Here is a 23,912-nt window from a genome sequence, read left to right as displayed (position 1 = left end):
TGCTATTAAGACCCTGAAATAAATTCAGGGTGACGATCATATTTAAAACCGCGATGTTTGTACGAATCGAACAAAAAAATGGCCAGTGAAAATCATCACTGGCCATTGTTATTTTATAAGTCTTAGTAAGTAGATTACTTACTCAAGTACATCGATTTGTCTTTGTAAAGCTTGCGGAAGTAAGGATCTTCTAAATCTTTGATGAAACGGATCGCCTCACCTGTAGATTTCATTTCAGGACCTAATTCTTTCGCTACCTCAGGGAATTTTTCGTAAGAGAAAACCGGTTCTTTAATGGCATAACCTTTAAGTTTACGAACGATCGTGAAATCTTTCAGCTTCGCTACACCCAGCATAATTTTAGCTGCGATATTGATGTATGGAACATCGTAAGCTTTTGCGATGAAAGGAACCGTACGCGATGCCCTTGGGTTTGCCTCGATTACATAAACTTTCTCATCCTTAATGGCGAACTGAATGTTTAATAAACCACGTACATCTAATGCTTTTGCAATTTTGACCGAGTATTCTTCCATTGCTTTAGTTACCGTTTCTGATAAGCTGAATGTAGGTAATACGGCAAATGAATCTCCTGAGTGGATACCTGCAGGCTCGATGTGCTCCATCATACCCACAATGTGTACATCCTCACCATCAGAAATCGAATCAGATTCTGCTTCTTCTGCCCTGTCTAAAAAGTGATCGATCAATACACGGTTGCCCGGTAAATCCCCTAGTAATTTTACTACTGCTTTTTCCAGGTCTTCATCGTTGATTACGATGCTCATGCCCTGTCCACCAAGTACATAACTCGGACGGACCAATACCGGATAACCTACTTCGTTTGCTACAACGATTGCTTCTTCAGCATTCTCTGCAACACCATATTTTGGATAAGGAATGTCTAATTCTTTCAGCAGGTCTGAGAAACGGCCACGGTCTTCAGCGATATCCATATTCTCGAAAGATGTTCCGATAATTTTGATGCCTTTTTCGGTTAATTTCTCCGCCATTTTCAAAGCGGTTTGCCCACCCAATTGAACGATCACGCCCTCCGGTTTTTCCAGTTCAATGATTTCGCGAACATGTTCCCAGAAAACCGGCTCGAAATATAGTTTATCGGCCATGTTAAAATCTGTAGAAACCGTTTCAGGATTACAGTTAATCATGATGGCCTCGAAACCTGTTTCTTTAGCTGCCAATAAGCCGTGTACACAAGAGTAATCGAATTCGATACCCTGACCGATACGGTTAGGGCCTGAACCCAAAACAATTACCTTTTTCCTGTCAGATGAAACAGATTCGTTTTCCTCTTCGAAAGTAGAATAATAGTATGGTGTTTTGGCCGGGAACTCTGCAGCGCAGGTATCAACCATCTTATATACCCTGTTTATACCTAAAGCTTTACGGCGATCGTAAACTTCATCTTCGGTAACATTGCCTAACAACCAGGCGATCTGGATGTCAGAGAAGCCTTTTTGTTTAAGTGTTACGAAGAAATCTTGAGGGATATTGTTTAGTGAATATCTTTTTAGTTCAGTTTCGAGCAATACCAGCTCTTGGATCTGGTTTAAGAACCATTTATCGATTTTGGTTACCTTACGGATGGACTCCAGAGGTACGCCCATTGCCATAGCATCTTTTATTAAGAACAAACGGTTCCATGAAGCGTGCTCCAAACCGTCCATAATCTCTTCGATATTGCGCACCTGTCTGCCATCAGCACCTAAACCAGCGCGGTTGATCTCTAAACTCTGACAAGCTTTTTGCAAGGCTTCGATAAAAGTACGGCCAATTGCCATTACCTCACCAACCGATTTCATCTGCAGGCCAAGCTCTTTGTTAGCGCCTTTAAATTTATCGAAGTTCCAGCGTGGTATTTTAACAATTACGTAATCTAAAGTAGGTTCGAAATATGCTGAAGTGGTTTTTGTAATCTGATTTTCAATTTCATCCAGGTTGTAACCGATTGCTAGTTTTGCTGCAATTTTTGCAATTGGATAACCAGTTGCTTTACTTGCCAAGGCTGATGAACGTGATACGCGTGGATTAATTTCGATGGCGATAATTTCATCATTTACGGGGTTAACCGAAAACTGAACGTTACAGCCGCCGGCGAAATTACCGATTGCACGCATCATTTTGATCGCCTGGTTACGCATTTCCTGGTAACAACGATCAGATAAGGTCATTGCCGGCGCAACAGTAATCGAATCTCCTGTGTGGATACCCATCGGATCGAAGTTTTCGATCGAACAGATAATAATTACGTTATCATTGCTGTCTCTTAACAACTCTAACTCATATTCTTTCCAGCCTAAAACAGCTTTCTCTACCAATACTTCGTGTGTTGGCGAAGCCTCTAAACCACGTTTTAAAGCGGCATCGAACTCTTCTTTTTTGTGCACGAAACCACCACCAGAACCACCTAAGGTATATGATGGACGGATTACCAGTGGGTAACCGATTTCTTGTGCTGCTTCTTTACCTTCTAAAAATGAGTTGGCAATTCTCGATTCTGCAACACCTACACCGATATCAACCATTAACTGGCGGAAAGCTTCGCGGTTTTCGGTCTTTTCAATTGCAGCAACATCTACACCAACTACTTTTACCCCGTATTTTTCCCAAACACCACGTTCTTCAGCTTCCTTACAAAGGTTTAATGCAGTTTGGCCGCCCATGGTAGGAAGTACCGCATCAATTCTAGGTAAATCTGCAGAGTCGATATGCTCTTGTAAAATAACCTCTATTGAATCAACAGTTAACGGGCGCAAGTAAACATGGTCGCCGATAACCTTATCCGTCATAATTGTAGCCGGATTGGAGTTGATAATGGAAACGGTAATCCCTTCTTCTTTTAAAGAAAGCGCTGCTTGCGAACCCGAGTAATCAAATTCACAGGCTTGGCCAATAATAATTGGTCCAGATCCGATAATCAGTACTGAGCGTATGGAAGTGTCTTTAGGCATGATAAAGCTTAAACAATAATTAAAATTCTAAAGTGTTGGTTCTTTTGAAACCCTGAAAGCAACGAGATTTTGTGCTTGTAAGAAGAAAAATCCCAACTGTTCTGTCGGGATGCAAAGATACATCTTTAGATGTGATTTTAAGGCGTTTTTTTTAAAATAAAAAAGAGCACCATTTAAGTGCTCTTTTTAGATTTTTCTTTTGAGAAATGAACTATTGTTGTAATTTAATTTCGCCTAAATCTGTGGTGGCGCTATCTTTTACGGCCACCTTTTCTATTACAGCATCTTTGTATGGTGCATTGGCTTTTACAACGACAGTATAAACGCCTTCTTTAAGGTTAGTAAAAGTAAAAACACCTTGGCTAAGCTGCGCTTTTAGCGTGTCTGTCGCCGCTACAAGCGAAACAGCAGAAGCCGCATCACCCGGCGTAATTTTTCCGATTATTCCGTCCAATTTAATATTTGTAAAGGCAATTGAGCCTAAAGCAAATACAATGAGCAGAGATAATACAACACATAACTTTTTCATGGTATAACGTTTTAGTTGTTGATGTCTTAAATAAATAACACCATTTAGTACAAATAGTTTTAAATAATGAACACTAATTTTAGGATTGTACTATAAATTATACACGGCTGTAGAAATCAAATGTATGGTTTTATTATAAATGTTAATTAGTGTTAAAAGAATTTAGTAAAAGTGCGGCTACAGGTCAGAATTAAGTCACGAAGTTGTGATATTAGAAATATTGGCAATAATGTTGTAATAAGCAGAATATATATGCGTTTTGTATATACTTTAGACAATGATCTAAAGCTTCCTCCGCGGATTAGTTACCCGCCATGAGGATTTCTTCATAAATAGTTTGTTTGGTTTATTATCCGGTTAGAGGAGCCCTCCTCAACCGGATTTTTTCTTTTAAGGCTTTTTCCACTACATTTGACTGTATTCAGAAAACATATTGTGAATAAAAACATTAAAAAGATCGCTATTGTTGGCCCGGAAAGTACGGGAAAATCTACTATATCTCAATTGCTGGCAAAATATTATAAAGTTTCGTGGGTGCCAGAGTATGCCCGCTATTACTGCGAAAACCTGGTTGCCGATTATACCCTGCAAGATGAAGTGAACATGTATTACGGTCAGGTAGCTTTAGAAGATGCCATTTTAGTAACGACCGAAAGCGATTTTATTATTTGCGATACGACTTTTATTACGGTAAAGATCTGGAGCGATGAAGTATTAGGCGAAACACCACAGCTAGTGCTGGATGCACTGCCTGAGAGACCGTACGACCTGTATCTGTTAATGGACATCGATTTGCCCTGGCAAGACGATCCGCTGCGCGATTTCCCCGATAAGCGCGAATATTTTATGCAGGTTTGGCATAAGGAACTGAAAGCACTAAATGCGAATTATAAGGTAATTGGTGGATTGGGTGATGAAAGGTTAGAAAATGCAATTATGGCCATTGATGGATTTTTGGGAAGATAGAAGATTAGGATTCTTTTAATTTTTTTTGGAAATGATTGGCAGTAGCTTTTGGCTGCCAGCAGTCCCGCCATTCGCTAATTCCGATGAAGGATCGGAACCGCTACTGTCGGGTTTATTGAACAAAGATTGTTACCCTGGTGCTAAACAGGTTGTATCATATTTGTAATTCCATTCGAATTTGTCACGTTGAGCTTGTCGAAACGCCTTGAGCGGCATTTAACAGGTCCTTCGACAGGCTCAGGATGACAATCTATAATTGTAATACAGTCCCTTAATCCATTAATATTTTTACCTACCTGGCCACCTAAACCCGATTGGAACGGGTGCCGATTTTCCGTCAAAATTGGCAGGAGGGAAAGCGGGGCTGAAATTGCCAAAAGCTCAGAACCGCTCATTTCCCATTAATATTATTATTTTTTTATTTGGAAATGGAAAGGCAGTGTTTCATAGGTGCTGTGGTCCTGCCATCCGCTTTATCCCGATTTCTTCAATCGGGATGCCCGCTGCTGTCGGGTTTAGTTAACAGCGGTTTGCTACCGTGGTGCCTAAAACACTAAACGTTCCTATGGAACGAAAAAATAAAACATTTTTTTTCTACCTAGGAGTCGTCCCGATGGGACGATCTGTGAATATTATGCCTTTGCCGTCCCATCGGGACGATTCGTGGGTAGCCAATATTTAATTGGCGTTTTCGTTCCGTAGGAACGTTTGGTAACAATCCGCTAATATTTCTACATTCCTGGCCACCTAAACCCGATTGGAACGGATGCCGATTTTTCTTCAAAATTGGCAGGAGGGAAAGCGGGGCTGAAAAAGCCATGTACACTGAACCGTTCATTTTCTAATCCTAAGCACCAGCAAATTCATTAAGCTACGCCATAAAGCTGTCAATTTTATCCAGTTACCCTATAAAGCTTCAAAAACCACGCTAATTCCCAATTATTTCCTACATTTGCACCATCATTAGGGGTGCCTTGTTTAAATAAACACAAAAACAGGCTGAGATCATACCCATTTTGAGGTGAAAAGTAGAAGGTAAAAAGGTAGAGGGGTAATGCCATCAACCTTAAAACCCTCCAGCCATCCACCTCGAATGCACCTGATCCGGGTAATGCCGGCGTAGGGATTGGAGTTATGGAAGTTTAACTGAAAATCGGCAATGCCCCTTTTCCGATGGGTTTAACTAAAAACAATAAAATTGAAAAATTTACTTTTTGCAGCGCTTGTTGCAATGTTGCCCTTCTTTGTATCGGCACAAATTTCTGTTACAGGTAAGGTAACAGATCAAAACCAGCAGCCACTTCCAGGTGCTACGGTTAAATTGAGAAATCAAAAAACGGCAGTTGTAAGCGATGCCTCAGGAAATTACAGCATCACTAACCTCGTTAACGGCAAATACACTATTGTGGTAAGTTATGTAGGCTATAAAACAATCGAAAAAGCTGTAGAACTTAAACAGCCTACCACGCTGGATTTTAGCCTCTCGGCTCAAAATTTCCTGGCTGATGAGGTGATTGTTCGTGCAACACGGGCGACAGAAAAATCGGCTACTACCTATAAAAATATAGGTAAGGAAGAAATTCAGCAGAATAACTTTGGGCAGGATTTACCTTTCATCCTTCAGAACACACCGGGCGTTGTGGTTAATTCTGATGCTGGTGCTGGTGTAGGTTACACCGGGATCCGTATCCGCGGGAGCGACAATAGCAGGATCAACGTAACGGTTAATGGTATTCCGATCAACGATAGTGAAAGCCAGGGTACTTTTTATGTAAACATGCCCGATTTTGCTTCTTCTGTAGATAACATACAGATCCAGCGCGGTGTAGGTACTTCAACCAATGGCGCAGGTGCATTCGGTGCGAGTTTAAATATCCAGACAACCGCCAGCGGAACGGAGCCTTATGCCGAAGTAAACAGCACTTACGGCAGTTTCAATACCTGGAAAAACACAGTTAAAGTTGGAACCGGTTTGATTAATAACCGCTTTAGCTTTGATGGCCGTTTATCGAGGATCAGCTCTGATGGTTATGTAGACCGTGGTTCATCACTGCTTAAATCGTATTTTCTATCTGGTGCCTATCACGGCAATAAAGACCTGCTGCGCGTTAATATTTTTTCAGGAAATGAGAAAACCTATCAATCGTGGAACGGTATTCCGCAATCACGTTTAGAAAATGACGTAGCCGGAATGAATGCCTATATTGCCAGAAACGGATTAGGTGCAGAAGATGCGGCAAACCTTCTAAATTCGGGAAGAACTTACAACAGTTTCTTGTATAATAACCAAACGGATAACTATACACAAAACCATTATCAGTTAATTTATGCCAGACAGTTTTCTGATCAGTTTTCTTTTAACGGCGCTTTACACTATACTAAAGGTGAAGGTTATTATGAAGAATACAGGGCACAGGATAAACTTAAAAATTATGGCTTAAATCCGGTTGTTATTCCGGGAGGAGCACCAGTTACCGAAACGGATTTAATCCGTCGACGTTGGTTAGATAACGATTTTTATGGTGTTACCTATGCCTTTAACTACGTGCCTCAAAAGAATTTAAGCTTTACTTTGGGCGGTGCATATAATGAATATAAAGGTGCTCACTTCGGGCAGGTGATCTGGGCCCAATATGCTTCAAATGGAAATATAGACAGGCACTATTATGATAACGATGGTTTTAAAACCGATTTTAACACTTATGGTAAAGTAAACTATAGTCCGGTAGAATCATTAAGCTTATTTGCCGACCTGCAGTACCGCCGGGTGTATTTCGATGTTGCCGGAACGGAAAACAAACTGAACACTTTGGCCGTTAACGAAACCTTAAATTTCTTTAACCCAAAATTTGGGGCCACCTATTTTATCAATCCACAAAGCAATGTTTACGCCTCGTTTAGTATAGCTAACAAAGAGCCTAACAGAGATGATTATACAGATGCTGCTGTGGGTGTTTCCCCAAAACCTGAGCGTTTGAATGATGTAGAATTAGGTTACCGTTTTAAAAATGATAAATTTAATATCGGTGCAAATGCCTATGGTATGTTTTATAAAAACCAATTGGTGGTTACCGGAAAAATAAATGATGTTGGCGGAAATTTCCGTCAGAATGTAGACAGAAGTTACCGTTTAGGGATTGAAGTAGACGGTTCATACACCATCTCTTCTCAATTTGTATTAAACGCCAATGCAGCATTGAGCAGAAACAAAATCAAGAACTTTACCGAATATTATGATGATTACGATAATGGTGGGCAGGTAGTAGACAACTACAAATTAACCGACATCTCCTATTCCCCAAATGCTGTTCTTTTTGGTGAACTGGTTTATAAACCTGTTAAGGGTTTTGCTGTAGCCTTACAGAGCAAATATGTAAGCAAACAATACCTGGATAATACCCAGAACAACGATAGAACCATTAATGGTTATTGGGTAAGCAATGCACGTTTGGGTTACGACTTTAAATTTGCAGGTGTTAAAAACATAAACCTTGGTTTATTGGTAAACAATATTTTCGATAAGAAATACGAAAGCAACGGTTATACCTATGGCTACCAGGCAGGCGGAAGCAGGGTAGCCGAAAACTTCTTTTACCCACAGGCAGGAACTAACTTTTTGCTAAGCCTGAATGTGAAATTTTAATTTGTACTCAGGGTTGACAACTTTCTGGGCAAATAGCCTATAAAGTTGTCAACCCAAACCCATTAATTGTTGTCGCATTAAACACGTTCATATTCAGATGGTCTGTTTACTATAACGTATAGAACCGAATGCAAAAAGTTAAAGCTAAAAAATAGGATCGTCATTGCGGAATATACTTGCAATGACGATTTTGTTTATATTGCCCTCCTGATCTTAAAATCTGAGCGCCTTAAAATCCTGTTCAACCAGTATGAAATACATAGAGAAACTTCATTACATTACGCACGATATCCCACATTTAAGCCATATCGAACAGGCACAACAAGCCTGCGAGGCCGGTGCAAAATGGATCCAATACCGTTGCCTGAGCAAAAGTGATGAAGAACTCTTACAGGATATTAATGCAATAGCCGAAATCTGTGATGATTGGGGTACCACCTTAATCGTTACCGATCATGTTCATTTAAATGGAAAGGCCGATATTCAGGGCTTCCATATAGAAGATATGGATGCCAATTTTATCGCCCTGCGCAAACTGGTTGGCCATGATATTACCCTTGGAGGATCGGCAAATACAGTAGAAAATTTAATCAGACTTGCTCAGGAAGGAGCCGATTATGTTGGCTATGGTCCATTTGCAGAAACTGAAACCAAACCCAATAATTATACGCTTCTAGGTACCGAGGGCTATCAACAGGTGATAAAAGAATTGAAGGCTATGTCCGTCAATATTCCGGTATTGGCTGTGGGCGGGATAAAAACCTACAATGTAGAAGCTTTAATGCAAACAGGTATTTATGGTATAGCTGTATCCGGAGCCATTAATTTTGCCGATGATTTTATCGAAGCCTATCAAGATTTTTACACATTAGTTAAAGAAAGCGCTGTTAATTAACATTTTATAATGTGAAGCCTGTGGGATAATTTTTAGTTTTGGATAAAACCCAACTAAATATGTCTGAAAACGCTCTTCAAACCAATGCACCCTGGAACATTTATAAAAAAATCTCTTTCAGGTTCTTTTTCCTCCTCTTGTCGCTTTTCATTATCTTGAATAACAATGGAGCCTTTACGTTCCTATCAAGTATACTGCAGTTGCCAAATCTGGTATTGCACGATCTTATTCCCTGGTTCTCTAAACACATTATCCACTACAATTACGATTTTACAATTTACACCAATGGAAGTGGCGACACCTCATATGATTGGGTATTGCTACTCTTTATATTTTTAGTATCGGTAATTGGTAGCATGATTTGGTCAGTTTTAGACCGCAAACGCAAAAGCTATAATTCAGCTTATTACTGGCTTGTAGTACTGGTAAGATTTTATTTAGCTTTTACCCTGATATTATACGGCGCTATAAAAGTAATCAAACTCCAGTTTCCTGATCCTTCATTGATGAGGTTGCTTCAACCTTTCGGAAATGCATCGCCAATGGGCCTTGCGTGGACCTTCCTCGGCTTTTCTAAAGGTTACAATATCTTTATGGGCATTATTGAAGTTTCTGCCATTATGCTTTTGTTCCGTAGAACGGTTGTTGTGGGTGCCTTTCTATCCTTGGCCGCAACAGCGCATGTAATGTCGATGAATTATTTTTTCGACGTTCCTGTAAAACTACTCTCAACCGCACTTGTGGTGATGTGTGTTTTTATTTTGGCCCCACATTTCTTAAAATTATATCGCTTCTTTATCAGATATGAAAGCCAGCAGCTCGAAAAAATGTATCGTCCAAAATTTAAGAAGAGATGGCTTTACTTTACAGCTTATGGTGCAAAATACCTGTACATTACTGCTTCGCTGGTATTCTTGATATCATCATTAATTGAGCAGAGAAAAACTTATGGTAGTGCAGCACCTAAGCCATTTATGTATGGCATTTATAATGTTGAAAGTATGAAAGTGAAAGGTGAAACCTTGGCGCCTTTAACTACTGATAGTACGCGATGGAAACAGATGATTATTAATTATTCAGGCTATGTAAGGATAAAGAAGATGAACGATAGTTCTGCTAATTTCACTACTGTTTTTGATCAGAAGAAAAAAGAATTGTTGCTAAAATCAACCGATAAAGACTCCACTAAATATGTTTTCAACTATAATGTTATTGGAAAAGATAGGCTGATTCTTTCAGGCCTAACAGAGAAAGATTCCATATCCGTAAGTTTTAAGCGAAAAGATCTTAAAGATTTTAAACTCATTAACAGGGGCTTCCATTGGGTGAGTGAATATCCATACAATCGTTAATCATTTTACTCCTAACTGATTCTTCCTCTATCGTACTTAAAGCGAAATTTCTATATTCGCGGTATGTCTTCACACCATATTGTAAAAGAAAAACAGGAGCCGGCTTTATACATCGATGAGCTTGGGGATTTTAATGAAGAACTTTTGGGCCAACTGCTCGAATGGAGCCCTACGCTTTTGGTTAACGGAGAAAGTTACGATAAGATTTTTTCTTTAGGCTTAAAGGTAGATGTGCTGGTAAATGGGAACGGACAGGAAACGCAAGAGGATACAAAAGTTATTCAGGGCCCTGTTGATGCATTAATGGTTGCTATTAATTATTTGTACGAAGAGCGATATCCCGCGGTAAATGTAATTGCGAAGAAATTTGATCTGGAGAAGTTTGCCGGATTTGACGACAAAATTAATCTGGTGGTATTTACCGAAAGGGCAAAACATTATCCAATCAAATCAGGTTTTTCTGTTTGGAAACCTGCAGGAAGTGAATTCCTGATCCATGGCAACCGATATATCGAAGTAACCAACCTGGTGCAGAATGAAGAAGAAATTTTTGCTGTAGTTAAAGATGGCTTTGTAGAATTTACCTTTTCAGGACAACCAATTTTTATTAGCGAACCCATATGATTACCCTCAGAAAAGCAAAAGAAGAAGATATAGAAATTATCAGGGATATTGCCGCGGCAACCTGGCCCTCAACCTACCTCGATATTATCGGGCAGGCACAGATTGATTACATGTTGAATAAAATGTACAACAAAGGAGAACTCCTAAAGCAATTTATGGAAGGGCATATTTTCCTGATTGCAGAGGAAGGCGAGAAGCAGTTCGGTTTTGCAGGATATTCTATTATTGGACACGAAGAGCGTATTTACAAACTGCACAAGCTTTATGTGCTGCCCTCTGCACATGGCAAAGGTGTTGGGAAAATCTTAATTAACGAGGTTTTTAACCAGGTAAAAGATGCAGGGGGAAGTGCTTTACAATTAAACGTGAACAAACATAATAAAGCCAAAGATTTTTACTTAAAAGGAGGTTTTACCATTAAAGAATCGGTAAAACTTGATATAGGTGAAGGTTACTTTATGGATGATTATGTAATGGAATATAAATTCTAATTTATTCTTTTCAGGTTCAGGTAATATTCGCGGTCGCTTTTGTCAAAATGTTCTATGGCATAGCGCAGCATGGTACGGGGCATTGTTGCAGCATGTTTTTCTAAGAAAGCCATTAGCTGAACTTTATTTTTTGTGCCTGCCTGTCTGATCCAACCACCAACTGCTTTGTGGATCAGGTCTTCGCCATCATTTAAAAGGATTTCTGCTATACCAAAAGTATCGGTCAAATCGCCTTTACGGATAAAATAAGATGTGCTCACTATCGCTGTCCGGCGCTGCCACACATTTTCAGAAACGGCTAATTGGTATAAAATAGCTCTTGGTTTATCAAATAAATAACTACCCACTACAAAACAGGCGGCACGGTCTACCAGGTCCCAATTGTTAATCCGGTCGTGGCGGTCAAGGTAAAGTTCAAAAAGGGCTTTCTTTACATTTTCACTTGTTTTTTTATCCCTTGCCCGAAAATCCATTATGCTTACCGCGCCTGCCCGGTGTTCATGAACCGGGCTTTCTAACAGCTTTTCTATTTCCTGAACAGGCATGGCCAAAAAAGCCTTGGCCACTTCGAAAACCTGCCCCATCCGAACGCCAATAAACTGATCTTCTGCTCCGTAATCACCCTCCTCAGTTTTAAAATAACGGGTAATCTTTTCCAATTCTGCGTTAGATTGGTAGGGGCTTAATTTTTCAATAAAAGCAGCAGCTGTTAAATTTGCGGTTTGTTTGGAGATTTTCTCGACAGACATTATGCTCAGGTTTCCAGTTTAAATATACACAAAACAGAAAACCCGACCAGCATAATGTTGATCGGGTTTTCACAATTGAAGGGCTGAGTGTTAATTTTTCATCCGGCCTTGTTCCGCTTCGGTTCCCGTTGCACGGCGGCGGGCAGGTTTAATTTCATTTTTACCAAAACGATAGGTAAAACTGATTCTACCAATTTGAGTTTCATTTTTTTGATGTACAGAGTAAGTTAAACCCGGATAGGCACTTGATAAATTGTTTTCAGACATGTTAAATACATCTGATAAGGCCAATTTTAAACTTGCCTTTTTGTTAAACAGCGATTTACTCAAACCCGCATCTACATAATAGCGGGCTTTTAAACTTAGCGTTCCATAATCAAGCGGAGATTCGTAACTGCCATTTATTTCGGCCGTAAAACCATCCATAATGGTAAAGGTTTGTTGCGATTTAAATTGGAAAGATGTTTTTCCGGTTTTTAAAGCGCTCCCGGCCAAATCTGGTGATTTGAAACTGAGGTAAAAAACATTTAAGTTATTGTTGGTCTGCCACCATTTCGTAATCTGAACAGGCACATTTAAATTGGCGTTGTAGCTAATGTTGGTGGCAATATTTGCATTCGTTTGATATAACGATTGATTTGCTGCATCGGGCAAAATTACCTCTGCAATTACATCATTAACCCTGCTATAGCCAATTGAGAGCATATATTTTTGCAATAGTGTATAACTAAGCTCAAAATTGTGTGTATACTGTGGATTTAAAAAGGGATTTCCTTTGCTATAGGTAAATTCGTCTAAATAATAAATAAAAGGATTTAAAGCATCGTAACTTGGTCGGTCTATCCTCCTGCTATAAGAAAAACCTAACTGATTGTTTTTTGAAAGCGTTTGTTGAACAAATAATGTTGGAAAGAAATCCCAGTAATTTCGTTCTACAACGGTGTTTGTGGTAATCAGATTTCCTTTCGAATTGGTTTGCTCAACCCTTAGGCCAACCTGTACGCTGGTATTTTTAAACTGTTTGTTTATATTGGTATAAGCCGCATTTACATTTTCATCATATATAAACTGATTACTTCGTTTAACATCATTCTGCCAGGCATTACTTACGAATTCTTCTGCCTGCAGGTCATTGTCGGTTTTAACCCAGCTGCTTTTAACCCCGGCTTCGAGTTTAACAGTTTTGTTTAACGAAATGTTATAATCGATTTTAAATGCTTTGATATCAATGATCGAAGGGGTGTTGTTCCGGGTATACCTGATGGGGCGGATTCTGTCTCCATTTTGGAACCGGTAATCGTTTTCATAATTAGAACCATCATTTCCTTTGTATTTGGAATAATCTACATCTGCCGAGATTTCTGAACCCGCGGTATCCAGAACAGATTTATAATTTAAGTTATAAGAAACATTATTGTATTTGTTTGCCTGCAATGAATTGGTTATCAAGCTCGAATCTACCTGACTGAAAGATGGACCAATTAAAGTATTGTTTACCGCAGTTTCATTTCCATGGTTAAAATAACCGTTTACGAGTAACCCAATGGTATTTTTCTTATCAATAAAATAATCTAAACCTGCCTTAAAGTTATTGTTATATTGCTTTCTATTGCTCTCGCCAACCTGCATAAAGTAAGTATCTGGAGTTCCGTTCGAAATACGATCGATCGCTATCAGGTTGTCTCTTTCAAATTTACCATAATTGTAGTTGCCAAAAAGATTCAGTTTCTGAGTACGGTGATTGAGGTTTATACCGGTATTTGCCCTCAGGTTTTTACCATAACCCAGCGAGCCATTTACGCTACCATTCGTTCCACCGTTTTTATTCTTTTTGGTTTTGATGTTAATAATTCCTGAATTACCCGAAGCATCATACTTTGAAGAAGGATTGGTAATCAGTTCGATGCTTTCTATTTCCGAACTCTGCATATTGCGCAGTAGATTCGCCACATCAGCACTGCTCATGTAAGTCTGCTTGCCATCCAGTTGAATCAGCACACCCTGTTTACCCATCATCGAAATCTTATCATTCTGATCTACAGTTACGCCTGGTGCTTTTTGCAAAACTTCTAATGCGGTAGAACCCGTCATAACCGAACTATTGGAAACATTCATCACGATTTTATCCATTTTTCTTTCGATTAATGGTTTAGTTACAGCTACATTCACTTCTTTTAAATTTTGAGTGCTTGCGGTAAGCTGTGCGGTTCCGAAATCTACCTTTTGATTATCTTCTGTTAAAACGATGGTTTTACTTTTAAGCGTTTTATAGCCCATGTTACTGGCTTTATAATAGTAGCTCCCCTTGCCCGAAACATTAAAATTAAATGCGCCGTTCGGATCTGTAAATGCTGTTTTAACCACGCTCGAATCGGATGCTTTAAAGAGCACAACAGTAACATAATCTGCAGGTTTTTTGGTTTCATCTAAAATTACCCCACTGATGTTCGGTTTAGAGTTTGTTTGCGCAAAAGCCACTGTAACGCTAAAAAGGAGTGTAAGGGAAAGTGATATTCTGTATAGTGTTTTCATTTTTAGGTGTTTATTCTTAAAAAAAATGGGCAAAAAGATTTCTATACCGCATGTGCATGCGCTTTCAATTTAATTGCTTGCTTATTTTAAAGTTTAGCCCGGAAACGAAAGGTTTCCGCTTGTTTAGTTATAGGTAAGACGACCGTTTTTTAAAAAGGTTACAGGGATTTTGAAAAAGTCCGACGTCGGAGGTCCGATACAGAAGTTTAGGCGTTTAATTCCCTCTTCAGCCCTAACCTTGAGGATTATTTACCGTATAAATATAAATGACAATTTTTCTTTTATAGCGGAGGGGAAGATTTTTTAAGGAGCTTAGGCAATTAACCCAGTCCCACAAATAAACTAATGAAAGAGTGAACCAACAACGCAAAAAAGCCATAGACAAACAAGCTTATACCTGTGCATCTATGGCCTTAAGTTCCTGGGAAGAAATCTTTTATTTTACCCCAAGTACATCAACACCTTGTTCGAAAACAACATCAACAGGAATATTCTTTTTGGTCAACCGATCCAGATCTGTTTGAAGTTCTGTATGGATAACCGCTTTTTCTTTTTGTGCTTTTTCTACCGCAGCTTTATCGCCGTTACCCTGAAGGGTAAGAATGAATGCGCTTAAATCGTTCATGGCAGTTGCAAATTTTTCGAAATTTACTTTGTAAGTACCTTTAGCGGTACGCTCAAAAGCACCTTTTTCCTGGAAATAATTAAAGCATTGCATATTGGCTTTTCCATGCGCCTCAGAAACACCGAAACGAACAGAACGTAAAATACCGGCCATAAATGTGGTGTAATAATCTTTTATGTCGCCTTTCAGCTCACCCTTTTTAAGTAAGCCTGTTACCATATACAAGCCTAAAATATCGGCTTTGCCTTCTTCTAACCAGCTATACTGTTCTTTTAATGCCGCACGTACAAATCCTTTTCCGGTAATGGTTTTTTTAATCCCTAAACCATGCGCTACCTCATGAAACATTACGTTTGCAAAAAATGCATCAAACTTAATGTATTGCTGCTGATCGGCTTCAATTAATTCTTTTGAAATTGGCACCAGGATCTTATCAAATTTCGCCTGCATGGCATTTTTCAGCTGCGAACGGCGTGTTCCTTTTTCCTGTTGAATTTTTTCATCGTTCGGAAGATTAACGGCAATGGTTTTCGATCCGGCATTGCAGTCTCCTGCATAATAAACCACATCATATGCATTTAACTCAGAGTCGGTTCCAGGTGTTTCGGTTTTGTATTTCGCTGCAACAGGTAAGTTTTTCTGCAATTCAGGAAGCATTTTTACATACTTCGCCAAACGTTTGCTCCACTCTTTATCTTTGATTAATACATAAGCTTCGTAACTGGTACGGGCATTAAACAGTTTATCCTCATAATTTTCAATCGGGCCGATAATAATATCCAAACCATTGGTTTTCATATCTAACCAGGCATAATCACTTGCGGTAAAATTATCCGTTACCAAAGCATCGGCCCTTAAGTTTAAATATTTTTTTAAACCGGCATCTTCGGCAATTAAAGCAGCCTGTTTTAATAACGAACTTGCTTTTTGTAATTCTGAAGCAAATAATACATGATAAGGTACGGTTGATAATTTGCCCGTACTGTCTTTCTGAATAACTGAATATGCACCAAACTTATCAGCAAGGTCCGATTTCTCTATGGCTTCTTTGGTAATGCCGTAGGGATAAAAAGATGCGCCCTCTGGTTTGGCACCAACACCTTCAACAAAAGGTTTATCATTATTTAATCTATCCCAGGGGCCATAGTTGATGTTAACAAAATCGCGTGTTTTTTCATCTTTAATAGTTGCGAGCAAGCTGTCTCTTTGTGGGTAGGCTTGTTTCCAATATAATTGATCCATAATTTCTGCTGCCTGAATTAATAAAGGCAAAATTTTACGGTCGTTAACACTTAACTCATTAATATTGGTGGTTAATTTTACCCTTTCGTAAATAGGCAGGCGTTGTGCAACATAATTGGTCAGACTATCTTTTTGTACTACCACAGCCTTTTCATCTTTAGATTTATTATTGCCGGTACAAGAGGATAAGGCACCTACAGAAATAGCTACTGCCGATAAAAACAGGGTTGATTTGTATAAATTCTTCATATTAAAGTATATGGCTGCTAAATTAGTAAATTTTGAAAGCTTTGTATAAAGTTTGATGCATTGGGTGAAGTTTAAGATAACTTTGTAACTTCAACTTGCTAACAATTCATACCATGTTATTTCCCAGGTCATCAAAATCATTATCTATTTCCGCTTTTTCTCTTGTACTTATTTTATCTGCCTGCGGAAGCAGCAAATATGCTGCTACAGAAAAAATCTATAAGGAAAAGGCAAAGGATTTTTCGAAAATAATCAATACCACGCCACCAGCTGGTCAACTTTACGATTCATTAGGAGCAACAAACCAGGAATGGATTGGTTCTGTAAATTTTGGGATACGTAAACCAAACTTTGTGGTGATCCACCATACTGCGCAAGATAGTTTGGCACAGACCATAAAAACATTTTTTTCAACTAAGGCAGGTACGAGTGCCCATTACGTGATCAGCCGCGATGGTAAAGTAGTGCATATGGTAAACGACTATTTACGCGCAAACCATGCTGGTGTAAGTAAATGGGGGAAAGATACCGACTTAAACTCTTCATCGATAGGAATTGAATTGGATAATAATGGCTTAACTGACCCATGGCCTGATGCACAGATCAATAGCCTGCTAAAGCTGTTGGCCACTTTAAAGAAAACCTATGGCATCCCGACAGCGAATTTTATCGGTCATGCTGATATAGCACCTAAGCGGAAAAATGATCCTAAAAATTTCCCCTGGAAAAAACTCGCAGATAAAGGCTTTGGCTATTGGTATGATGATGTGCTGAAAAACCCGCCGGTAGATTTTAATACCGAAATGGCCTTAAAATATATTGGTTACGACACCAGTAATCTCCCTGCAGCCATCACGGCTTTTAAAATCCATTTTATCCAGAGTGATATTACACCGACTTTAACACCTGTGGATATATTGGTACTGTATAATGTGTATACGAAGTACTAAAGATGTAAAGTGTAAGAGGGATGATGGTTAAAGAGTCCGAAAGTCAGAGGACGGAGGTCCGAAGTCTTGTCGAAAAACATCTTGCGCACTTATCGTCTATCCTTTGAGAGCTTTGGGTTAGTGAAGGAATATCATATAGCCTCAACTCACTAATAACCAATAAAAAGCACAGACAAACAACGCTAATCTGTGTTCATCTGTGCATATCTGTGGCCAAAATGGCTAAATCTAATTCGGCTTCTTAAACGTATCTTTTAATGTAACGGTACGGTTAAAAACCAATTTATCTGCAGTAGAATCTCTATCTAAACAGAAATAACCCTTACGGATAAACTGATAGCGGCTTTCTAAATCTGCGTCTGCCAATGCCGGTTCGATGTAAGCGTTAGGTAAAACCGTCAAACTTTCAGGATTTAAGTAATCTTTAAAATCGCCTTCCTCAGCATCTGGTGTTTCAGAAGTAAACAACCGATCGTACAAACGGATTTCAGCAGTTTTGGCATGTGGAGCACTTACCCAGTGGATGGTTCCTTTAACATTTATGCCGCTGGTATCATTTCCACTTTTCGATTCTGGGATGTAAGTACAATGAATTTCGGTAACGTTTCCGTTTTCATCTTTCACAAAATCTTCACATTTAACAATGTAGGCAAATTTTAAGCGTACCATCGCACCTGGAGCCAAACGGAACCATTTTTTTGCAGGTACTTCCATAAAATCTTCACGTTCTATCCAAAGTTCGTTGCTGAAAGGGATCACTCGGGTGCCACCACCATCTTCAGCCTCCGGATTGTTTTCGCCGATCAAATCTTCTGTTCCTTTTTCGTAATTTGTAATCACCAGTTTAATCGGATCTAAAACTGCCATTACCCGGTTAGCTGTTTTATTTAAATCTTCGCGGATACAAAATTCCAATAAACTCAGTTCGATTAAATTTTCGCGTTTTGCAATACCAATACGTTCGCAAAATTCGCGTACACTTTTCGGTGTAAAACCTCTCCTGCGCAAACCACTAATGGTAGGCATGCGCGGATCGTCCCATCCATTTACTAAGTTTTCGTTAACCAGTTGAAGTAACTTACGTTTACTCATCACCGTGCTGGTAAGGTTTAAACGTGCAAATTCATATTGTTTTGAAGGAAAAATCTCTAATTTTTCGATAAACCAATCATACAGTTCACGGTGCGAAACATATTCCAACGTACAGATAGAGTGCGTGATGTTTTCGATGCTATCGCTTTGTCCGTGAGCAAAATCGTACATCGGATAAATGCACCATTTGTTGCCCGTACGATGATGTTCGGCGTGTTTAATACGATAGATAATCGGATCGCGCATTAACATATTCGGACTGGCCATGTCGATTTTTGCTCTCAAAATATAAGCGCCATCGGCAAATTCGCCATTTTTCATTTTCGTGAAAATGTCTAAATTTTCTTCAATGCTGCGGTTACGGTATGGGCTATCCTGTCCTGGTTCTGTTGGCGTGCCTTTTAAAGCTGCAATTTCATCTGCAGAACTCTCGTCAACATAAGCCAGACCTTTTTCGATCAGTTTAACGGCAAAACCATACAGCTCATCAAAATAATCTGAAGCATATAATTCATTTTTCCAGTTAAAACCTAACCATCTGATATCTTCTTGCTGACTGTTTACATATTCTGTTTTTTCTGTTACCGGATTGGTATCATCAAAACGCAGATTGGTATAGCCGCCGTATTTTTGTGTTAGTCCGAAATTTAAGCATATTGCTTTCGCGTGGCCGATGTGTAAATAACCATTAGGTTCTGGCGGGAAACGCGTAACCAAAGTTTCATACTTACCACTATTTAAGTCGTTCTCAACAATTTCTTCAATAAAGTTCAATGACTTCTCTTCACTCATAAAAACCTGTAAATTAGGAATGCAAATGTAAAAAGATTGAGCGGATTTATACAATGATTATAGGTTTATTAGCCCATAGTTGATCGTTGATCGTCCAGAACTTCATTATAGTGCTGTGAAAGAACAAATATGTTCGTATTATAAGCTAATCCGCTGTCGAAAACCACGACTATGAACAATGAGCCGTAAACCATTATCTGCTTTTTCCCTATTTTTCAATTACCTAATAAAATCGATACATTTACGTCAACTTAATATGAATGATGAGCAAAGTATTAAATCGGCCTATCCGCGTTTTAGTAGCTAAAGTTGGGTTAGATGGCCACGACAGAGGGGCCAAAGTAATTGCAACTTCTTTACGGGATGCAGGCATGGAAGTAATTTATACCGGCCTGCGCCAAACACCAGAAATGGTGGTAAACACCGCGCTTCAGGAAGATGTTGATGCCATCGGGATTTCTATCCTATCGGGCGCACACATGACAGTTTTTCCAAAGATTATTCACTTTATGAAAGAAAAACAGTTAGATGATGTGTTATTAACAGGCGGCGGGATTATTCCAGAAGCAGATCGGTTAAAACTGGCAGATATGGGTGTTGGAGAGCTATTTCCTCCAGGTACAACAATGGCCAGTATTGTAGAATATATTCAGAATTGGGTTACAGAAAACAGAAATTTTTAAAGTATGGCATACCAGAATTTAATCTCAGAAATAAAAGAGAACATTTTATACGTTACCATTAACCGTGAAAAAGCACTTAATGCATTAAACAAAGATACTTTGGCTGAACTGGCAGATGTAATTGCTTTTGCAGGTAAAACCGATGAAGTAAGAGGTGTTATTTTAACCGGAGCAGGTGAAAAGGCTTTTGTTGCAGGAGCTGACATTAAAGAGTTTTCTGATTATAGTGGTAAACAGGGAGAAGATTTAGCAAAACGTGGTCATGAGCTGGTTTTTAATGCCATTGAAAATTCTTCAAAACCATTTATCGCAGCAATTAATGGATTTGCTTTGGGCGGAGGACTGGAGCTGGCCATGGCCTGCCACATACGCATCGCATCAGATCATGCAAAATTAGGTTTACCTGAAGTTACTTTAGGTTTAATTCCCGGTTATGGCGGTACCCAGCGCCTTACACAATTGGTTGGAAAAGGTAAAGCAATAGAAATGATTACGACCGCAAATATGATTACCGCTTTGGATGCAGAAAAAATAGGTCTTGTAAATTATGTTGTTCCACAGTCAGATCTAATTAGCAAAGCTGAAGAGATGCTGAATATTATTAAGCAACGTGCACCGCTGGCTGTTTCGGCTGCAATAAAATCTGTAATTGCAGCTGTAAATAATAGCAATGGATATGCTACCGAAATTGAAGAATTTGGCAAATGTTTCGAAACTGCCGATTTTAAAGAAGGCGTAACTGCATTCGTTGAAAAGAGAAAAGCAAACTTTTCTGGAAAATAACATATGTGTGTAGTATTAATTTGATATTTGGTGTAACGAAAGTGTTGCAAAAATTTTTCAATGCAATTTTTTTTGAGTAATTATGTTAAATAATTATTAACCCTAATGTGCTTACCACAAACGTATGGGTTTTTATAATAATAACGCTACTCATGAAAAAGAAGGTACTCATTGTTGACGATGAAGTTAGCATCGGTTTATTGCTATGCAATTTTTTAACTAAAAATGGATTTGAAGTTTCGAATGTAACAACAGGTAGAACGGTTTTGCAAATTCTTGAAAAAGAGAAATTCGATTTAGTATTATGCGATTATCGTTTGGATGATACCGATGGGAAAGAGATTTTAATCCATATTAAGGAAAACTATCCGGCAACTGCTGTGATTATCATTACAGGCTATTCGGATATTAAGCTTGCCGTGGAATTGATAAAACTAGGGGCTTACGATTATATTGTTAAACCGCTTTACCCGGATGAAATTTTAAAAACCATAAATAAAGCCCTTGAAACGCAAGAGGAGGTAACATCACCTAAAAATTTTGAAAGCACGGGAAGTAATGTTATTTACGATTTTCTAAATGGCCCGGAGTATATAAATGGTGAAAGCGATGCTTCAGCGCTTTTACTGAAACAAATCCAACTTATCGCACGAACAGGGTATACGGTCATTTTAACTGGAGAAAGTGGTACAGGGAAAGAATGTGTTGCTAAAACCATTCACCTAAATAGTTCGCGGGGCAAAGAACCTTTTATCGCTATGGATTGTGGTTCTTTAACAAAAGATTTAGCCGCAAGTGAATTTTTTGGACACGAGAAAGGGGCATTTACTGGAGCTGTTTTTACTAAAATTGGCCATTTTGAGCAGGCCAATGGGGGTACATTATTTCTTGATGAGATCGGTAATTTATCATATGAGATCCAGGCAACTTTACTCAGGGCAGTTCAAGAACGGAAAATAAAGCGGATTGGAAGTACAAAGGAGATTGATCTGGATGTGCGGCTTATTGTAGCTACAAATGAAAATTTAATAGAAGGGGTTCAAAAGGGTGTATTCAGGGAAGATTTATATCACCGCTTTAACGAATTTTCTATACATGTTCCATCATTGAAACACCGAGGCAATGATATCCTTATCTTTGCTGAGCATTTTCTGGCCACGGTAAACAAAGAATTGAATAAAAAGATTAAAGGCTTTTCTGATGAAGTGATGAAATGTTTATTAGCATATAATTGGCCGGGTAATGTACGTGAGCTGAAGAATGTTGTCAGGCGGATTGCTTTATTAACCGATGGTGATCGGATAGAAACCCATGTTTTACCATTGGAGCTTAGAATGACTGATTATACTAAGACACAGCCCGAAAAAAACATGCTTCTTTTGCCGCTAAAATTAAATAATGATAAATCACTTAATTTGCGAAATGCGGCTAAAGAAGCCGAATATATTGCTATTTTAGAAGTGCTAAAAGCGGTTAATTTCAACAAAACAAAGGCGGCAAAAATATTAAATATCGACAGAAAAACACTTTATAATAAAATTAAATTTATTGAGGTTGATGAAGGGATATAAATTTTAAATCTAGAAAAACAAAATCGGCCATTTTAGCATTTAAAGAATACCCCTTATTATCTAAATATGTCAGTATTCTCTTATAAGCAACGCAATAACATCAACCTGGTCATTATTATTGCGCTTGGGGTATTAATTGCGTATTCCTTGCAAAGTATTTTTAGTGCTATTTTAAGTACTTTGGTGCTTTACACGATCATGCGGCCGGCCTATATCCATTTGGCAGAGCATAAGGGCTGGAATAAAAGGGTAACGGCTATTTTCCTTATCACCATCAGTATCATACTCATTGTAATGCCTTTTTATGCATTAAGTAGCATGGTTATCAGCAAAATTTCGGAATTGAGGAACAATGAAGTGTTTTTCAGGAACCTGTTGGTTAAATTACAGCACCTTATTCCAGTTAAAATTAATCAAGACCTTATTCAGGAAGGGCTAAACCGCTTGGGGAATTGGGCTACCCAACTTTTCCCATCCTTAATATCGAGTGCAGTAAATATTATATTAAGTTTATTGGTCATGTACTTTTTACTCTACTTTATGTTAATTGAGCGAAGAAAATTCGAGTTTTCATTGATTAAATATGCACCTTTCAGAGAACAGAATGCACTTCGTTTTGGCGATGAAATGCGAAATACAACTTATGCAAATGTATTAGGACAAGGGCTGATTTGCCTCGTTCAAGGTTCGCTTTTGAGCCTTTCTTTTTATGTTTTGGGTTATAAAGATCCTGTATTTTGGGGGGTTATTACAACATTTATTTCTTTTGTGCCCGTTTTGGGGCCACCGGTTGTTTTTGTTCCAGCCGCGATTTTACAGATTGCGAACGGGAATAATTTTGCAGGCTGGGCCATGCTTATTTTTGGTTTCGTAGTTATCATCAATATCGATAATGTGCTCAGGTTTATCATTGCAAAAAAAGTTGGCAATATTCATCCCATAATTACAGTAATTGGCGTAATTATTGGTATCCCTTTATTTGGAATATTGGGCCTTGTTTTTGGTCCGCTACTATTATCTTATTTTATATTGCTCGTTAAGATTTACGAAACCAGTACGCTTGCATCAGAAAGATTGGAAAGAATTAAAACAAATAATGAGCATACGGAGTTATAAATATAGCTTAACAATAAATAATGTAGTAGTTTTATATTGTACATAATTGTTAAACC

At 38.6% G+C, this 23,912-nt stretch carries 17 protein-coding genes; 11 read left to right on the top strand and 6 right to left on the bottom strand.

The genetic code is table 11. The annotated features are described in order from the left end of the window. Positions 1 to 134: 134 nt before the first annotated feature. Entirely contained in the window at positions 135 to 2,972 is a 2,838-nt protein-coding gene (gene carB, locus AC1RJ8_RS10010) for a carbamoyl-phosphate synthase large subunit (RefSeq protein ID WP_492953680.1), read from the bottom strand. A 211-nt stretch (positions 2,973 to 3,183) separates the two neighbouring features. Continuing rightward, positions 3,184 to 3,501 carry a carboxypeptidase regulatory-like domain-containing protein gene (locus tag AC1RJ8_RS10005; RefSeq protein ID WP_492953679.1) on the bottom strand — a complete coding sequence of 106 codons (318 nt, stop codon included), beginning with the start codon at positions 3,499 to 3,501 and terminating at the stop codon, positions 3,184 to 3,186. A 435-nt stretch (positions 3,502 to 3,936) separates the two neighbouring features. Between AC1RJ8_RS10005 and AC1RJ8_RS10000 the strand changes: the two genes are divergently transcribed. The 6 genes from AC1RJ8_RS10000 (at position 3,937) to AC1RJ8_RS09975 (ending at position 11,472) form a co-directional block, all read left to right on the top strand. Continuing rightward, a complete protein-coding gene (locus AC1RJ8_RS10000; protein ID WP_492953678.1) occupies positions 3,937 to 4,467 on the top strand; it encodes an AAA family ATPase in 531 nt (176 codons plus the stop codon). 1,198 nt (positions 4,468 to 5,665) lie between these two features. After that, positions 5,666 to 8,110, top strand: a complete 2,445-nt coding sequence (locus AC1RJ8_RS09995; protein ID WP_492953677.1) for a TonB-dependent receptor — start codon at positions 5,666 to 5,668, stop codon at positions 8,108 to 8,110. A 250-nt stretch (positions 8,111 to 8,360) separates the two neighbouring features. After that, a complete protein-coding gene (locus AC1RJ8_RS09990; RefSeq protein WP_492953676.1) occupies positions 8,361 to 9,005 on the top strand; it encodes a thiamine phosphate synthase in 645 nt (214 codons plus the stop codon). 59 nt (positions 9,006 to 9,064) lie between these two features. After that, on the top strand, positions 9,065 to 10,357 hold the full coding sequence (locus AC1RJ8_RS09985; RefSeq protein WP_492953675.1) for a hypothetical protein: 1,293 nt from the start codon (positions 9,065 to 9,067) through the stop codon (positions 10,355 to 10,357). Positions 10,358 to 10,420: 63 nt separating this feature from the next. Further along, complete coding sequence (locus AC1RJ8_RS09980; protein ID WP_492953674.1) at positions 10,421 to 10,981, top strand: thiamine pyrophosphokinase; 561 nt, start codon at positions 10,421 to 10,423, stop codon at positions 10,979 to 10,981. Continuing rightward, positions 10,978 to 11,472, top strand: coding sequence for a GNAT family N-acetyltransferase (locus AC1RJ8_RS09975; protein ID WP_492953673.1), 495 nt, complete (start codon positions 10,978 to 10,980; stop codon positions 11,470 to 11,472). Before AC1RJ8_RS09980 ends, AC1RJ8_RS09975 begins: the two co-directional genes overlap by 4 nt. Here the strand turns inward: AC1RJ8_RS09975 and AC1RJ8_RS09970 are convergent. From AC1RJ8_RS09970 to AC1RJ8_RS09960, 3 genes are all read right to left on the bottom strand, one after another. After that, a complete protein-coding gene (locus AC1RJ8_RS09970) occupies positions 11,469 to 12,221 on the bottom strand; it encodes a DNA alkylation repair protein (RefSeq protein ID WP_492953672.1) in 753 nt (250 codons plus the stop codon). The genes AC1RJ8_RS09975 and AC1RJ8_RS09970 overlap by 4 nt on opposite strands. 90 nt (positions 12,222 to 12,311) lie before the next feature. Further along, complete coding sequence (locus AC1RJ8_RS09965; protein ID WP_492953671.1) at positions 12,312 to 14,753, bottom strand: outer membrane beta-barrel protein; 2,442 nt, start codon at positions 14,751 to 14,753, stop codon at positions 12,312 to 12,314. A gap of 436 nt (positions 14,754 to 15,189) precedes the next feature. Then, positions 15,190 to 16,869, bottom strand: a complete 1,680-nt coding sequence (locus AC1RJ8_RS09960) for a DUF8614 domain-containing protein (RefSeq protein WP_492953670.1) — start codon at positions 16,867 to 16,869, stop codon at positions 15,190 to 15,192. 113 nt (positions 16,870 to 16,982) lie between these two features. Here AC1RJ8_RS09960 and AC1RJ8_RS09955 point away from each other — a divergent pair, with 113 nt between their 5' ends. Further along, a complete protein-coding gene (locus AC1RJ8_RS09955; RefSeq protein ID WP_492953669.1) occupies positions 16,983 to 17,819 on the top strand; it encodes an N-acetylmuramoyl-L-alanine amidase in 837 nt (278 codons plus the stop codon). Between the two features lie 228 nt (positions 17,820 to 18,047). On the opposite strand, the gene AC1RJ8_RS09950 is transcribed toward AC1RJ8_RS09955, so the two are convergent. After that, on the bottom strand, positions 18,048 to 19,703 hold the full coding sequence (locus AC1RJ8_RS09950) for a glutamine--tRNA ligase/YqeY domain fusion protein (RefSeq protein WP_492953668.1): 1,656 nt from the start codon (positions 19,701 to 19,703) through the stop codon (positions 18,048 to 18,050). A 263-nt stretch (positions 19,704 to 19,966) separates the two neighbouring features. Here AC1RJ8_RS09950 and AC1RJ8_RS09945 point away from each other — a divergent pair, with 263 nt between their 5' ends. From AC1RJ8_RS09945 to AC1RJ8_RS09930, 4 genes are all read left to right on the top strand, one after another. Beyond that, positions 19,967 to 20,386 (top strand): cobalamin B12-binding domain-containing protein, encoded by a 420-nt coding sequence (locus AC1RJ8_RS09945; protein WP_057930804.1) that lies wholly within the window; start codon positions 19,967 to 19,969, stop codon positions 20,384 to 20,386. Between the two features lie 3 nt (positions 20,387 to 20,389). Continuing rightward, positions 20,390 to 21,169, top strand: a complete 780-nt coding sequence (locus tag AC1RJ8_RS09940; RefSeq protein ID WP_492953667.1) for an enoyl-CoA hydratase/isomerase family protein — start codon at positions 20,390 to 20,392, stop codon at positions 21,167 to 21,169. Positions 21,170 to 21,321: 152 nt separating this feature from the next. Then, positions 21,322 to 22,740 carry a sigma-54-dependent transcriptional regulator gene (locus tag AC1RJ8_RS09935; RefSeq protein ID WP_492953666.1) on the top strand — a complete coding sequence of 473 codons (1,419 nt, stop codon included), beginning with the start codon at positions 21,322 to 21,324 and terminating at the stop codon, positions 22,738 to 22,740. 66 nt (positions 22,741 to 22,806) lie between these two features. After that, positions 22,807 to 23,856 carry an AI-2E family transporter gene (locus AC1RJ8_RS09930; RefSeq protein WP_426326704.1) on the top strand — a complete coding sequence of 350 codons (1,050 nt, stop codon included), beginning with the start codon at positions 22,807 to 22,809 and terminating at the stop codon, positions 23,854 to 23,856. Positions 23,857 to 23,912: the final 56 nt, after the last annotated feature.

It is taken from the genome of Pedobacter sp. GW822-FHT03F06 (genome assembly GCF_058801365.1).
The sequence above is the reverse complement of the archived record's forward strand: the minus strand, read 5'-3'. Positions and strand labels throughout refer to the sequence as shown.